Genomic DNA, 13,305 nt, shown 5'->3' with positions numbered 1-13,305 from the left:
GATTACAGCATATGTATTAAAACAGGTCATCGATAGTGCATCCTGTTTCCATCTTTTTCGTTTAGCTTGAGACCATTTATGTTCTATAGGATTTAAAATCTGGTGAATACACAGGCAAATATTCTATCTGGTGTCCTGCGTTTATAATTGCCTGTTCAATATTCTTACCTTTGTGAAAGCTAGCGTTGTCCATAAAAATAACAGAATTTTCAGGAAGTTCTGGGAGCCAATATTTTTGTGATCCAAACATAAAAAACATCACGGTTAATATTGCAATCAAATAATCCGATAGCAAAAAGGGTTGTTCCCAATAAAGCGCCAATAACATTTGTTCTTCCCTTAGCACCCCAGTTTTTCAGGCCAAAACAACGGTGACCTTTTGGGGAATAGCCGTGAGTTCGTGGAGTGTCATGTGAAAAACCACTTTCATCAATAAAAACAACAGATTTATCTTTTTTTTCATACTGTTGTCTTTTTTGCTGATGTGCCAGCCTGTCGCTTTCGTTGGTTTTTGGATGGAATAGAGTTTTTTTTATAGGTTAATCCCAGCTTTTTAAGGGATTGCCAAATAGTCTTTTTACAAACACCGAATCGCTCTGCCCGTTCCTTTTGGTAAGCATCTGGATACTGTTCCACATCTTTTGCTAAAGCATTTTTATCGAGCTTCCTCTTACGTGGCGTTGAATTTTTTGGCTCTGGTCGTTTAAGCCAACGTACTAAAGACGCTTTTCCAATACGGAATTGTTTCGCAGTTTCTCGAATTGTTAAACCTTCGGCTTTCCTTACAGATATTACTTTACGTCGAAAATCAATTGTATAACTCATAACACACCTTGTGATCAAAATTAAGTCGCCTAGCTATAGAATGGCACTCAAGACCGTGATTCATCGCCTCGCTAGACGTCTTCCTTGCGCCGCTGAGCTATTTTCGATGTTTGAGGTATCCAAAGTAAATTCAACAGAAAAACCGCTCACAATGGCTCCTGCTTCGTTTAAACGACTATCTCTGAGGGATGTTATCCGTGAGCGTAACGAAAGACTGAGTCAAAAAGCAGAAACGGTGACAGTGTCACCCAAAGAAACACAACCTGCAACCAATCCAAAACTGGAAGCCGCATTAATCGCCCTCGACGATGCCACCGACGAAAAAAGCCTTGCTGAAATCGTTGAGCATTGTACAGTATTGTCCGCCGAGTTGTCTGAGGACGAAAAAATACAACTCCGTGAAAAAATTAAAGCGAGCAAAAAGCGGTTAATTCCAGCCAAAAAAGAGAGTAAAGTCTGGATGGCAAGACTGGCAAACGGCACGGGCGACGCTTGGCGATTTCCAGATGGCTGTAGTGGCATACTAAATTTGGCCACCTAAGTTGAGGTGATATGCTTACCTCATAATTTTTATAGGTGCCGAAATGAGTAAAATAATTACTGCTGAATTTAAATGTGAAACCGCCAAATTAGTCCTTGACCAAAATTACACCTACCAGGAAGCCGCGAAAGGCATGAACGTCAGTCTTTCAGCGATTAGCCGGTGGGTAAGAGCCCTTCGTTTAGAACGTCAAGGGAAAACATCGCCTGGTCTGCCATTAACACCTTGTAGTGGCCAATTTTAGTTAACCACTACACTTACATAACCGTGGTATACAAGATATTTTAATCGCTTGTGTTGACGGATTAAAAGGGTTTCCAGAAGCGATAGCCAGTATTTTCCCGCAGACAGAAGTTCAGCTATGCGTAGTTCATCAAATTCGCAATAGCTTACGTTATATGCCAGTAAAGACCAAAAAGCCTTTATGGCTGATTTTAAGCCGGTTTATCGTGCAGATACTAAAGCGGCTGCTGAGCTTGCCCTTGATGAACTGGAAACGAAATGGGGTGAAAATACCCGATAGTGCTAGAATCCTGGCGAAGTAAATGGGAGTTGCTCAGTGCTTATTTTCGATACCCTAAAGCCATTAGAAAACCCATTTATACGACCAATGCAGTAAAGGCGGTTCGTCGGCAGTTTAGGAAATTAACTAAAACCAAAGGGGCTTTTCCTAATGAAAACAGCTTATTAAAATTACTCTTTGGCATCAATCAGGTATCCAATAAATGGACTATGCCGATTAGTAACTGGGCGTTAACCATTGCTCAATTGTCCATCTATTTTAAAGTGCGCCTAGATGGTATAATCAAAATATAAAATCCCCTGACACAGAATTATGAACACCCTCCTCTATCATGCTGATTTGGCGTTGGAAAGCTACTCAACACGAGTTTCGCACCAATAAAACGCTCTATTTTTAAGCTTAATTCAGCATAATATATAAATAGACAAAATCTTATAAATCAAAAGCAACTTATTGTAATTTAAACAAATTTATACGTTTTAGTAACTTGCAAATTAACCATTGCTTTTAAGCCATTTCTGGAATTTTATATGCCTGTGCGAAACTCGTGTTATATTCTATCTCTTCCAGATACTTTTTATGATTTTCATCTGACATATATAATGAAGTTTTTTCTTGACTTTTCTTCGTTGCATAAAACAAAAGATTTTCCATAAATTCCATTTAGAATCTAAATAGATTCTGAACTAGATAAATAAATTTTAATAAAAATTAAATAAATATTTTGTATGTGGTGTGTAAGTTAGTGGTAGAAAAATCGGATTTAGGTAGGTAAAATTGATAGTCTTTATTGGAAATTCTTTGAAAAAGATTTTTGCTTTATAGGGCGACAATATGCCTAATTGTTCTTACTTTTGAATAAAGAGCTGGGTGATGAAAATCAAAAATTTAATGTTGCTATTTTTTCTTTTTATCTCAAAGTTAGCCATCGCCGATTGCTTCGATAAAGCAAGAATTTATTATCAAATAGCCCCCGATTATTTAAGAGCCATTGCTTGGCAGGTATCCAATTTTAACCCAAAAGCAGAAAACAAAAATAAAGATGGTTCATTCGATTTAGGAATTATACAGATTAATACTAAAACTTTTAACGTAATTAAAATGAATATCCCTCATTAACAAAGCATGAGTTATTAAATAATCCGTGTTTAAATATTCACCTTGGCACAATGATTTTAAGTCGTAACTTTGCTATCTACGGTAAAATTGGCTAGCCGTTGGAATGTATAACGCCGGAATGAAAAATATCAATACATCAATTAAAAATCGTTATCAATATGCGAATAAAATTTATCAAAACTATCAGAAATTAAAATCTGAAAAAAATATTAAATGAAAAAGCTGAATAACAGTTAGTCCTTTATTTTATTAGTAATATAGTAAGAAATATCTGATAAAGTTATCCCGTCGGCAACTCCCGTAGCAACTTTCAATTCCTGTGCTTTATTCGTTGGAATATATTTTCTGAAGTCTTCACTAAAAAGAATCTTCTGTAACTCTTCATTTTTTAAATTACTACATTGTTGATAAACACCTCGAAAAAAATTATTGCCAATTTCTGCATCCTTACGCAATAGATCTATTTCGTTCGGTCTGATATATTTATTTTTAAAATTAGGAGTTGCAGCAGGATGTAACATAAAATTTGCTAATGGAAAAGAAAGTCGACTTTGACCAGCACAGTAAATGATTGACGCAGCAGAACCTACTATTGCAGTATTAATTGTAATAACAGGGATAGCAGAATGTTTAATTGCTTCATAAGCCATATAAGCACTTTCCATGCTACCGCCAAAGCTGTTTATATATAACTTTATATCTTTTGTTTTCGGATAATTGTTATTAATTTCATCAATAACTGAAATTAATTCCATGGTTTCTTCTGGAGTAATAGCACCATGATAAATTATCTTGGCTGATGTGATTTTCTCGTTTTTGATATTTTCCTTTTTTATTACGGTAACATTTGCTGATGCATTTAAGGTGTAGCCAAAAAACAATAAAAATAAGTAAGGTTTATAACTAAACTTCATGCTATTTCCTGTAATTAATTAAAATAAATTAGGGACGTTTTATAGAAAAATTTGTACCATTTTCGCCACAAAAGCATAAGCGTAAATTATCATCTTTCTAGTGTCCGTTTTAAATTAAAATAAAGTTCTTCTGCCATGTTGTGTGAATCTTCACACTCATCAGCACAATCACCCAAATTAAGCTTATCTAAGAGTATTAAAGTTTGGCTTTTGATAAAACCGCCATATTCAAGGCTGATAGTTCTTATTTTATCATCGCTTGTTAAAAACGTTCAATAGGATTAAATGGATATAAGATTGTTCTACTCGATGATAAGGATTCTTTCTTTTCCGGCGCCGCCTGTCAATGGCATGGAGCAGTGCAACGCCGGTAAGCAAATCAGACACGAGTTTCGCACCAATAAAAAAACGCTCTATTTTTAAGTTTAATTCAGCATAATATATAAATAAACAAAATCTTATAAATTAAAATCAACTTATTTTAAGTTAAACAAATTTATACGTTTTAGCAACTTGCAAATTAACCATTGCTTTTAAGCCATTTCTGGAATTTTATATGCCTGTGCGAAACTCGTGATAATGTTCATTACCTGAATATTGATAATGGACCATCTCTATTTTTTTACTATGCGTTTTGGCAATCAATGTATCATCGGCAATTAGTACGCAAGGGCTTTTTTTTGCCTATAGAAGGTTGAACTAATCGCCATAAGTCTTTAGGTCGAAAACATCTACTTTTTAGCCATCAGCTAACAGTGTCATGAGATAAAGGCGATGAGCTTACTTCTGATAACGCCAAACCAGAGTATCTTACACTGCTTACTTGTAAGAATGTTTTATAGATATTTTTAATGCATGGATAACCGGACAAAATATGAACGTCCTAATTTTTCTTGTTTTGAACTTTCATGCTTCTTTTTCGGAGCTTGCGAAACTCGTGAGTAGTAATTCGAATTTCAACGAAAAAAATTCGGGATGAAAATTTTTCATTGAAGTCTTAGGATTAATTTCTTATACATGAACTGGAAACGAAATGGGGGTGAAAAATACCCGATAGTGCTAGAATCCTGACGAAGTAAATGGGAGTTGCTCAGTGCTTATTTTCGATACCCTAACCCATTTATACGACCAATGCAGTAGAGGCGGTTCATCGGCAGTTTAGGACATTAACTAAAACCAAAGGGGCTTTTCCTAATGAAAACAGCTTATTAAAATTACTCTATAAGCATGTTGCTCAATAGTGAAATAAAGTTGCTTAAAATAAAAACAAGTTAGATACATCTAAAAAATACAAAAATAGTTTATTTTTTAATCTTACATAGGTTGTTTTTAATGCAAAAATTGATGATTTTATCATCATCGGCTGGTTTTTTTGTAAGTCATAATTAATTTTGCTATTGAGCAACAGGCTTTATATAGCTAGGCGACTTAATTTTGATTACAGCATATGTATTAAAAACAGGTCATCGATAGTGCATCCTGTTTCCATCTTTTTACGTTTAGCTTGAGAGCATTTATGTTCTATAGGATTTAAATCTGGTGAATACACAGGCAAATATTCTATCTGGTGTCCTGCGTTTATAATTGCCTGTTCAATATTCTTACCTTTGTGAAAGCTAGCGTTGTCCATAAAAATAACAGAATTTTCAGGAAGTTCTGGGAGCAATATTTTTGTGATCCAAACATAAAAAACATCACGATTAATATTGCAATCAAATAATCCGATAGCAAAAAGGGTTGTTCCCAATAAAGCGCCAATAACATTTGTTCTTCCCTTAGCACCCCAGTTTTTCAGGCCAAAACAACGGTGACCTTTTGGGGAATAGCCGTGAGTTCGTGGAGTGTCATGTGAAAAACCACTTTCATCAATAAAAACAACAGATTTATCTTTTTTTTCATACTGTTGTCTTTTTTGCTGATGTGCCAGCCTGTCGCTTTCGTTGGTTTTTGGATGGAATAGAGTTTTTTTTATAGGTTAATCCCAGCTTTTTAAGGGATTGCCAAATAGTCTTTTTACAAACACCGAATCGCTCTGCCCGTTCCTTTTGGTAAGCATCTGGATACTGTTCCACATCTTTTGCTAAAGCATTTTTATCGAGCTTCCTCTTACGTGGCGTTGAATTTTTTGGCTCTGGTCGTTTAAGCCAACGTACTAAAGACGCTTTTCCAATACGGAATTGTTTCGCAGTTTCTCGAATTGTTAAACCTTCGGCTTTCCTTACAGATATTACTTTACGTCGAAAATCAATTGTATAACTCATAACACACCTTGTAATCAAAATTAAGTTGCCTAGCTATATTCATGCTACACCCCCTTCTAGCACTAGAGCTTCTCTGCGTTTTCTGTCCGCCTGTTTTGCCCAGAAAGGACGGGATAGCGTAGCAAAGGCTTGCGTTTCTCTGCCGTTTTCCAGCGCATCAATCACGAGGTTAACCTGAATTACACCCTCTTCGCTATCTTCTTCATCCAACATACCCAACTGCACGGGATAACACCAACACTCCGGTCTTTTGCCAATTGCACAGAACAGAAAATCAATATCAAGATTAAAAACTTTTTGAGCGATAATCTGGTAGAACGCTGCCTGTAAGTGATAGCCAAACTTGTCAACGGACTTACCGAAGTCATGAAAATCATCGGTCGTTTTCACATCGAAGATGAACGGCGCACCGGAGTAAAGTCCCAATCAATCAGGGCGGATTTTTAACAGCGTGCTTTTTTCCGTGCGGTAGAAAATTGATAATTCCGGTTCATCGTTTTCGAGTAATTCAGCAACCAGTGGATAAGCCAACATAGAATCACGCATCAGCTCAATTTGCTCAAAGTCGTCTTTTTTGAGCACAATTTGATTGTTGACTACAGCTTGAGCTTCAAATTCTGCCAATACCTGTTTACCGTCTTTGGTTCTCAAATCAACGTATGGCGCACAAAGGTATTGCATTTCAAAACACTCAGGCGCTAGAATAGCTGAGTGAATCGCAGTACCAATCAAGAGCGCCCCTTTGTTTTTTGTCGTCCTGTCTTGGGGCGTTCTTGTACCAGTCTAGCGCCCCCAATCCTCCCCGTTGCACCAACCTAATTTGCGTACTCGAATAACCGCTTGTCGCGTGATAGGTGCTATTTGACAGACGGCGAACAATTAAACTTTCTGTGGGTTTCAGCGCATCAACACAGCCGTTCAACATCTCAAGCGTGATACATTCACCGCTCATGATTTTTCCGTTAACGGGTGGGAAAGCAGAGAAAATAGAGTTGTCTTGTATGTTTTTGATGGCAGAATCAACCCCTCTCTTCTGTATAATTATTAATCAACCCTTCAAGTGCGACATCCGTCTCGCTTTTTTCCACTTCTCCCACGTTTTCCACAGAGATAACGACAGATTTTGGGGATAACTCATTATTTTTTCCACAATCAAAAAGATGAACTGCTATTTCTTTAATTTCGTTTACGGAGATAGTTTTGTCTGCTTTTTCAATTTTTGAGGATACGGATTGCCGTAATTCCGTATACTTGTCAAAAAGCTCAGGTTCATCTGCTGGATTAACCAACAATTCGATTGCATCTCGAATTTCGCCTTCGTCGTATTCTTCCTGAACGCCAAAAATCGTCAGCAAAGCACAAAACTGGTCTATTTCCTGTTCTTCCGTAATATCCGTCTGTTTTTCAGTATTAGCGATACATTCCTCAACACTGATTTCCTCCAACCGCGGCGATTTGTAAAAACAACAATTAGCACCGTCAGTTTTAAAGATATGCTCAGAAGCCAATTTCTTGGCTGCAATTTTCGTCTCAGACGCAAGGTAGATATGCGAAGTTGTCTTGCCCTTCTCGTGGTCAACGGTAGTGATGATTGTTGCTTTGAAGTATTTCATGCCGCACCCCCAACTCGCTGGAGAATTCTGGCACGCTGACTAAGGGGTAAATTGCGTGAAGTTCGAGCGAATAACTCGATGATTTGATTTTGAGCTTTAATTACGCGCACACGGAAGGTACTATTTGTGTTAGTCTTAACTTAATCTGACGATTCTGATTTAAAAAAGAGCGTTACCGGTTTTAATTAACATCATTAGATAATTAAATAAAAGGTAATTCTATGTATCAAACAAATAATCCTATCATCAAACATAAAGTCGGGTTACTTAACCTCGCTGAAGTGTAGTGGCATACTAAATTTGGCCACCTAAGTTGAGGTGATATGCTTACCTCATAATTTTTATAGGTGCCGAAATGAGTAAAATAATTACTGCTGAATTTAAATGTGAAACCGCCAAATTAGTCCTTGACCAAAATTACACCTACCAGGAAGCCGCGAAAGGCATGAACGTCAGTCTTTCAGCGATTAGCCGGTGGGTAAGAGCCCTTCGTTTAGAACGTCAAGGGAAAACATCGCCTGGTCTGCCATTAACACCTGAACAAATTGAGTTCAGAGAAATGAAGAAAAAAATCCACCGGCTGGAAATGGAGAATGACATCTTAAAAAAGACTACTGCGCTCTTAATGTCCGACTCACTGAAAAATTTTCGGTAGTTGAAAGCTAAGAGTGCTTTATCCGGTGAAAACTTTGTGTCGTATTTTTAATGTTCACCGAAGCAGTTATCGCTATTGGTGTCGGCCTAAGGAGCCAGATATTGAGCGGACGATAAAACGTAGCCTAGTCAGCGAAGCGTGGAGCGTTAGTGGCGGCTCTGCTGGCGCAAGGACTATCGCCACGATGGTTACCAATACACACAACGTGAAACTTGGGCGGTGGCTAGCGGGGAAGTTGATGAAAGAATTAATCATCGTCAGTTGCCAAGAGCGAAAACATAAATACAACCGCGGTGGAAATGAACGTATTGATATTCCAAATCTGCTCAATAGGCAGTTCGCTGTTACAAAGCCTGACCAGGTTTGGTGCGGCGATGTAACCTATATTTGGACAGGCTCACGATGGGCCTATCTGGCTGTGGTATTGGATTTGTTTGCCCGAAAACCGGTGGGCTGGGCAATATATTTGCACCAGACTCAGAATTAACAGCCAAAGCACTACAAATGGCTTGGGAACTACGTGGGCATCCCAAACAGGTGATGTTCCATAGTGATCAGGGAAGTCATTATACCAGTCGTCAGTATAGGCAGGCATTGTGGCGTTATCAGATGACCCAAAGTATCAGTCGCAGAGGGAATTGTTGGGATAATAGTCCGATGGAACGATTCTTCCGTAGTCTGAAGACCGAATGGGTGCCAACGACTGGCTACCAAAGCTTTAGTACTGCTCAGTCAGCCATTATTCGCTACATAACCCACTACTATAGCGATATAAGACCTCACTGGTATAACGGTGGATTAACGCCAAACGAATCAGAGCGACTGTTCCGTGAACAGTCAGGTAGGGTGGCCAATTTTAGTTGACCACTACAGACAGAGGCAGTGAGTATTGTGGTAAAGTTGAACATCACGATTATCAACTTTATCTCGCTATCAATGATATTGATCATACAAAAACTAAAGCTCATTCACCTCAAACTAATGGGATTTGTGAACGCTTTCATAAAACTGTATTACAAGAGTTCTATCAGGTGGCTTTTCGTAAGAAAATCTATAGGGCTTTAGATGAATTACAAGCTGATTTAGATAAATGGTTAGCGGAATATAATAACCAACGCACTCATCAAGGAAAAATGTGTTGCGGTCGAACTCCTATGGCAACTTTACACGATGGAAAACAACTTTGGAAAGAGAAAGATTTAAATCAAATTTAACCTGACAGGTACTGTATAAATAACCGGTAACTATCAGATCAAGTCTGAGCTACCACAGATGAAATTTGTTGTCTTACCCTTCTCGTGGTCAACGTTAGTGATGATGGTTGCTTTGAAGTATTTCATGCCGCACCCCCAACTCGCTGGAGAATTCGGGCACGTTGCCGATTGGTGAGATATTTTGATGTGTGAGCAAAGCTCAAAAGCTGCTCGATTGATATGTTGCACGCTTTCATTATGCGTGCAATATGCGTACTATTTCGCATAGTCTGACTCCTATCTTCGGTAGGTTTTGGATTAGCTGACTGGCAGGATTAACCTCCTTTCAGTCAGCGCATAAATTTTTTAGTTGATTTTTTACTTTCAAATAGACTGAACAGCTGTTAAATCAACTTTCACAACATATTTAATCTATTTTACCTGTATTATCAATAGTTTCTTTCTCAAGTGCTGCTAGCGCTTGATCAAAAAGATCACCAAGAACACGAATCCCTCGCTTTTCCGCCAAATCATAAAATCGCTGAAAGCTACTTTCTTTTACTTTTATATTCAACTGTCTTTTTTTTCACCTGAATTAAATCTTGCACGCTTTTGTAGCTTTGGTTCTTGAGGTTCACGTGAAGGAAATCCATTATCTATAGATATTTTTTCTATATCATCGTTATTTGCTTTAGGATTTGGCACTGTCTTAGGTTTAAACTTATTTAAATTTGCAAACGCATCAACTCGCTTTGTTAAGTCCGGCATTTCTAGCCCTCCGGCGATAATTTTGAAATTAATTCTGCTGCAAATGCATCGGCATTCTCGATGGCTTTATCTATTCCTGGCGCTTCAGACGAATTTAATTTATCTAAAGGCTTTTGGAAAAAAAACATTGAACGAAAAGCTTCTCTTTCAGTTAATATAGCTAGGCGACTTAATTTTGATTACAGCATATGTATTAAAAACAGGTCATCGATAGTGCATCCTGTTTCCATCTTTTTACGTTTAGCTTGAGACCATTTATGTTCTATAGGATTTAAATCTGGTGAATACACAGGCAAATATTCTATCTGGTGTCCTGCGTTTATAATTGCCTGTTCAATATTCTTACCTTTGTGAAAGCTAGCGTTGTCCATAAAAATAACAGAATTTTCAGGAAGTTCTGGGAGCAATATTTTTGTGATCCAAACATAAAAAACATCACGATTAATATTGCAATCAAATAATCCGATAGCAAAAAGGGTTGTTCCCAATAAAGCGCCAATAACATTTGTTCTTCCCTTAGCACCCCAGTTTTTCAGGCCAAAACAACGGTGACCTTTTGGGGAATAGCCGTGAGTTCGTGGAGTGTCATGTGAAAAACCACTTTCATCAATAAAAACAACAGATTTATCTTTTTTTTCATACTGTTGTCTTTTTTGCTGATGTGCCAGCCTGTCGCTTTCGTTGGTTTTTGGATGGAATAGAGTTTTTTTTATAGGTTAATCCCAGCTTTTTAAGGGATTGCCAAATAGTCTTTTTACAAATACCGAATCGCTCTGCCCGTTCCTTTTGGTAAGCATCTGGATACTGTTCCACATCTTTTGCTAAAGCATTTTTATCGAGCTTCCTCTTACGTGGCGTTGAATTTTTTGGCTCTGGTCGTTTAAGCCAACGTACTAAAGACGCTTTTCCAATACGGAATTGTTTCGCAGTTTCTCGAATTGTTAAACCTTCGGCTTTCCTTACAGATATTACTTTACGTCGAAAATCAATTGTATAACTCATAACACACCTTGTAATCAAAATTAAGTCGCCTAGCTATACTGTATCAAAAACTGGAATTCCTTTATCAGACAAACTTTTTCTAAGACTTGCCATATTTCGTGTTTGATACGCAGGCGGTGTACGTGTTAACAATATTGAAAAAGGAAGTATGTAATTTTTAACATGTCTTCTAACAGCCTGCTCTTGATCTTTTACTAAGGTTATCGCTCTACCAGCCTGTTCAGCATCAAGCAGTGATCCTTGCATTGGAATAATAACGAAATCATGCTTCCTGAAGTGCATGAATCACAATTTTAGCTGCAGTACCTTCAAGATCAACGATCACAATAGGGTCTATAGCTGCTGCCTCGCGAATATTTAAAGCTATATTATTTTCTGTAATATTAGAAATTACATGAACATTTTCAGGACAATAACCACCTGTAGCCCATTTTTGGATGGGATAATTGGGGTCAGCATCGATAATAGAAACACCAACTCCTCTTTTAGCAAGTTGTGTCGCAAATATAAGTGAAGATGTAGTTTTTCCAACACCTCCTTTAGGACTTATGAAGGCATAAGTAGGCATAAGTAGGCATAAGTAGGCATAAGATAACTCTAGATAACTATAAGTATCAATTAATATAATTGATTATCAAATTATATCATAAGATATCTTTAGTTATCAATTAAAATAAAACTACTTTTTCAGTAGATTTTTTTTGAGTTAATTAACCTGAAACATTGCACTATTCAGTTGCTGAAGCTAGCATCACTAGGATTAACGTATCCATTAATTCAGGCACACCATGAACAAAACAGAACTCATCAGTAAAGTTGCAGCGAAATCAGGCTTAAGCAAGAAGGATGCTGAAAAGGCGGTTAATTCTTTCATCGAAACGGTGACAGAATCTTTGAAATCCGGTAATGACGTACAACTCATTGGCTTTGGTAACTTTCAGGTTAAGCAACGTGCAGCTAGGGAAGGATGGAACCCAAAAACAGGCGAACCACTTAAAATTGCTGCTGCAAATGTACCGAGTTTTAAAGCAGGTCAAAGACTCAAAGAAGCTGTTAAGTACATGTATTTAAAAATATTCTTAATAACCACAGCGATTCTATCAGGTTGTAGTTCTCAGAACCTATCAAATCAGAAAATATCCTTAATGAAAAACGATGAATTATGCAGAGCATTAGGAAAATATAACAAAGATGGCTTTACAGTACTTAACTTAACCACAGAAATAGAAAGACGGGGACCCATTATCAACCAAGAGAGGTGCTACGCTCTTTCTCGTATAAAGATGAATCCTAATGACTACATAACTTATGGAGACACAGACTATAAAATATGGGAACTAAGAAAAGAAAGAAATAAACACGAAGAAGAAACGGAAATTAAAAAACAAAGAGAAGAACAGCAAAAATATTTTGATCGATTGAATAGACATAATATAGACATCTTAACAAAAGAAAAAGAGATGAAGCAAAATATAATAATCCAAGAACAAATTGAGCGTTATAAACATATCAATGATTATTAATTTAACCTGAGTTCGGGATAAGGAATATGAAATTTTTCATTATATATTCAAGTAGTTAAATTAAAATAATTACATAAACTACCGCTTATCCCGAACTCAGGTTAAATTAAAAATTTTCTTTTGCAAGAAGACGACATCAATCAGTTTGATTGGCATTGGGCAGAGGAATTAGCCCATGAGCACACTTTGCCGCTGGATTGGGTCAAGCGAGGTTTTGAAGCCTCAAGACGATTAGGCATTGAACCCGATTTTTTCGTCAGAAAATATATCCTCAATCAATACCTACCCAAAAATGACGAATTCGAGCAAGTCTTCATTGAAGTGCTAAAGGAAGACAGAAAGAAGAGCCAGAATACCATCTAAAACAG

At 37.3% G+C, this 13,305-nt stretch carries 20 protein-coding genes and 6 pseudogenes; 9 read left to right on the top strand and 17 right to left on the bottom strand.

The window, feature by feature from the left end:
- Positions 1 to 76 precede the first annotated feature (76 nt).
- The 3 genes from AYJ55_RS34850 to AYJ55_RS18825 are packed head-to-tail and all read right to left on the bottom strand — an operon-like array spanning position 77 to position 825.
- A complete protein-coding gene (locus AYJ55_RS34850; protein ID WP_281181187.1) occupies positions 77 to 250 on the bottom strand; it encodes a transposase in 174 nt (57 codons plus the stop codon).
- A complete protein-coding gene (locus tag AYJ55_RS34845; protein WP_281181190.1) occupies positions 210 to 434 on the bottom strand; it encodes a transposase in 225 nt (74 codons plus the stop codon). Before AYJ55_RS34845 ends, AYJ55_RS34850 begins: the two co-directional genes overlap by 41 nt.
- Positions 435 to 459: 25 nt before the next feature.
- A complete protein-coding gene (locus AYJ55_RS18825) occupies positions 460 to 825 on the bottom strand; it encodes an IS630 transposase-related protein (protein ID WP_063653415.1) in 366 nt (121 codons plus the stop codon).
- 10 nt (positions 826 to 835) lie between these two features.
- On the opposite strand from AYJ55_RS18825, the gene AYJ55_RS18820 reads away from it, so the two are divergent.
- The 4 genes and pseudogenes from AYJ55_RS18820 (at position 836) to AYJ55_RS29785 (ending at position 3,008) form a co-directional block, all read left to right on the top strand.
- Positions 836 to 1,366, top strand: coding sequence for a hypothetical protein (locus tag AYJ55_RS18820; protein ID WP_187153320.1), 531 nt, complete (start codon positions 836 to 838; stop codon positions 1,364 to 1,366).
- A 43-nt stretch (positions 1,367 to 1,409) separates the two neighbouring features.
- Positions 1,410 to 1,592: pseudogene (locus AYJ55_RS18815) on the top strand (transposase); the annotation flags it as partial.
- A 31-nt stretch (positions 1,593 to 1,623) separates the two neighbouring features.
- Positions 1,624 to 2,182: pseudogene (locus AYJ55_RS27060) on the top strand (IS256 family transposase); the annotation flags it as partial.
- Positions 2,183 to 2,762: 580 nt separating this feature from the next.
- Positions 2,763 to 3,008, top strand: coding sequence for a transglycosylase SLT domain-containing protein (locus tag AYJ55_RS29785; protein WP_245677448.1), 246 nt, complete (start codon positions 2,763 to 2,765; stop codon positions 3,006 to 3,008).
- A 233-nt stretch (positions 3,009 to 3,241) separates the two neighbouring features.
- On the opposite strand, the gene AYJ55_RS18800 is transcribed toward AYJ55_RS29785, so the two are convergent.
- The 3 genes and pseudogenes from AYJ55_RS18800 to AYJ55_RS36355 all read right to left on the bottom strand — a co-directional run.
- On the bottom strand, positions 3,242 to 3,922 hold the full coding sequence (locus AYJ55_RS18800; RefSeq protein WP_063657581.1) for an ATP-dependent Clp protease proteolytic subunit: 681 nt from the start codon (positions 3,920 to 3,922) through the stop codon (positions 3,242 to 3,244).
- Between the two features lie 89 nt (positions 3,923 to 4,011).
- Positions 4,012 to 4,161, bottom strand: coding sequence for a Rop family plasmid primer RNA-binding protein (locus AYJ55_RS27055; RefSeq protein WP_425393826.1), 150 nt, complete (start codon positions 4,159 to 4,161; stop codon positions 4,012 to 4,014).
- Positions 4,162 to 4,501: 340 nt separating this feature from the next.
- A pseudogene (locus AYJ55_RS36355) lies at positions 4,502 to 4,793 on the bottom strand (IS701 family transposase); the annotation flags it as partial.
- 142 nt (positions 4,794 to 4,935) lie between these two features.
- Here AYJ55_RS36355 and AYJ55_RS27050 point away from each other — a divergent pair.
- Positions 4,936 to 5,145: pseudogene (locus AYJ55_RS27050) on the top strand (transposase); the annotation flags it as partial.
- 215 nt (positions 5,146 to 5,360) lie between these two features.
- Here AYJ55_RS27050 and AYJ55_RS18795 read toward each other — a convergent pair.
- From AYJ55_RS18795 to AYJ55_RS18775, 5 genes are all read right to left on the bottom strand, one after another.
- Complete coding sequence (locus AYJ55_RS18795) at positions 5,361 to 5,849, bottom strand: IS630 family transposase (RefSeq protein WP_222703540.1); 489 nt, start codon at positions 5,847 to 5,849, stop codon at positions 5,361 to 5,363.
- Complete coding sequence (locus tag AYJ55_RS18790) at positions 5,818 to 6,183, bottom strand: IS630 transposase-related protein (protein ID WP_063653415.1); 366 nt, start codon at positions 6,181 to 6,183, stop codon at positions 5,818 to 5,820. Before AYJ55_RS18790 ends, AYJ55_RS18795 begins: the two co-directional genes overlap by 32 nt.
- 39 nt (positions 6,184 to 6,222) lie before the next feature.
- Positions 6,223 to 6,609, bottom strand: a complete 387-nt coding sequence (locus AYJ55_RS35210) for a PD-(D/E)XK nuclease-like domain-containing protein (RefSeq protein ID WP_063657580.1) — start codon at positions 6,607 to 6,609, stop codon at positions 6,223 to 6,225.
- The gene (locus AYJ55_RS35205; RefSeq protein ID WP_063657579.1) at positions 6,610 to 6,915 is read right to left on the bottom strand and encodes a hypothetical protein; all 306 of its coding nucleotides are present in this window, start codon (positions 6,913 to 6,915) and stop codon (positions 6,610 to 6,612) included.
- A gap of 287 nt (positions 6,916 to 7,202) precedes the next feature.
- Complete coding sequence (locus tag AYJ55_RS18775; protein WP_063657578.1) at positions 7,203 to 7,796, bottom strand: hypothetical protein; 594 nt, start codon at positions 7,794 to 7,796, stop codon at positions 7,203 to 7,205.
- Between the two features lie 355 nt (positions 7,797 to 8,151).
- Here AYJ55_RS18775 and AYJ55_RS18765 point away from each other — a divergent pair.
- Both AYJ55_RS18765 and AYJ55_RS18760 read left to right on the top strand, forming a co-directional pair.
- Positions 8,152 to 9,315, top strand: a pseudogene (locus AYJ55_RS18765) (IS3 family transposase).
- 5 nt (positions 9,316 to 9,320) lie between these two features.
- Positions 9,321 to 9,665 (top strand): annotated as a pseudogene (locus tag AYJ55_RS18760) (integrase core domain-containing protein); the annotation flags it as partial.
- A 406-nt stretch (positions 9,666 to 10,071) separates the two neighbouring features.
- Here AYJ55_RS18760 and AYJ55_RS32220 read toward each other — a convergent pair.
- The 6 genes from AYJ55_RS32220 to AYJ55_RS32205 form a co-directional block, all read right to left on the bottom strand.
- Positions 10,072 to 10,218: a hypothetical protein gene (locus AYJ55_RS32220; RefSeq protein WP_222703538.1), complete on the bottom strand. Its 147-nt coding sequence runs from the start codon at positions 10,216 to 10,218 to the stop codon at positions 10,072 to 10,074.
- Positions 10,215 to 10,412, bottom strand: coding sequence for a hypothetical protein (locus tag AYJ55_RS32215; protein WP_222703537.1), 198 nt, complete (start codon positions 10,410 to 10,412; stop codon positions 10,215 to 10,217). Before AYJ55_RS32215 ends, AYJ55_RS32220 begins: the two co-directional genes overlap by 4 nt.
- Before the next feature lie 179 nt (positions 10,413 to 10,591).
- Positions 10,592 to 11,080 carry an IS630 family transposase gene (locus AYJ55_RS18750; RefSeq protein WP_063653499.1) on the bottom strand — a complete coding sequence of 163 codons (489 nt, stop codon included), beginning with the start codon at positions 11,078 to 11,080 and terminating at the stop codon, positions 10,592 to 10,594.
- The gene (locus AYJ55_RS18745; protein WP_063657575.1) at positions 11,049 to 11,414 is read right to left on the bottom strand and encodes an IS630 transposase-related protein; all 366 of its coding nucleotides are present in this window, start codon (positions 11,412 to 11,414) and stop codon (positions 11,049 to 11,051) included. Before AYJ55_RS18745 ends, AYJ55_RS18750 begins: the two co-directional genes overlap by 32 nt.
- Before the next feature lie 33 nt (positions 11,415 to 11,447).
- Positions 11,448 to 11,660, bottom strand: coding sequence for a hypothetical protein (locus AYJ55_RS32210; protein ID WP_222703536.1), 213 nt, complete (start codon positions 11,658 to 11,660; stop codon positions 11,448 to 11,450).
- Between the two features lie 16 nt (positions 11,661 to 11,676).
- Complete coding sequence (locus AYJ55_RS32205; protein WP_222703535.1) at positions 11,677 to 11,982, bottom strand: nucleotide-binding protein; 306 nt, start codon at positions 11,980 to 11,982, stop codon at positions 11,677 to 11,679.
- A 220-nt stretch (positions 11,983 to 12,202) separates the two neighbouring features.
- Between AYJ55_RS32205 and AYJ55_RS36350 the strand changes: the two genes are divergently transcribed.
- Positions 12,203 to 12,937 (top strand): HU family DNA-binding protein, encoded by a 735-nt coding sequence (locus tag AYJ55_RS36350; protein WP_063657574.1) that lies wholly within the window; start codon positions 12,203 to 12,205, stop codon positions 12,935 to 12,937.
- A gap of 120 nt (positions 12,938 to 13,057) precedes the next feature.
- Positions 13,058 to 13,300, top strand: a complete 243-nt coding sequence (locus AYJ55_RS18730) for a hypothetical protein (protein ID WP_162505728.1) — start codon at positions 13,058 to 13,060, stop codon at positions 13,298 to 13,300.
- Positions 13,301 to 13,305: the final 5 nt, after the last annotated feature.

The organism is Candidatus Arsenophonus triatominarum, assembly GCF_001640365.1.
GTDB classification, from domain to species: domain Bacteria; phylum Pseudomonadota; class Gammaproteobacteria; order Enterobacterales; family Enterobacteriaceae; genus Arsenophonus; species Arsenophonus triatominarum.
This window is presented reverse-complemented; position numbering and strand designations above follow the sequence as displayed.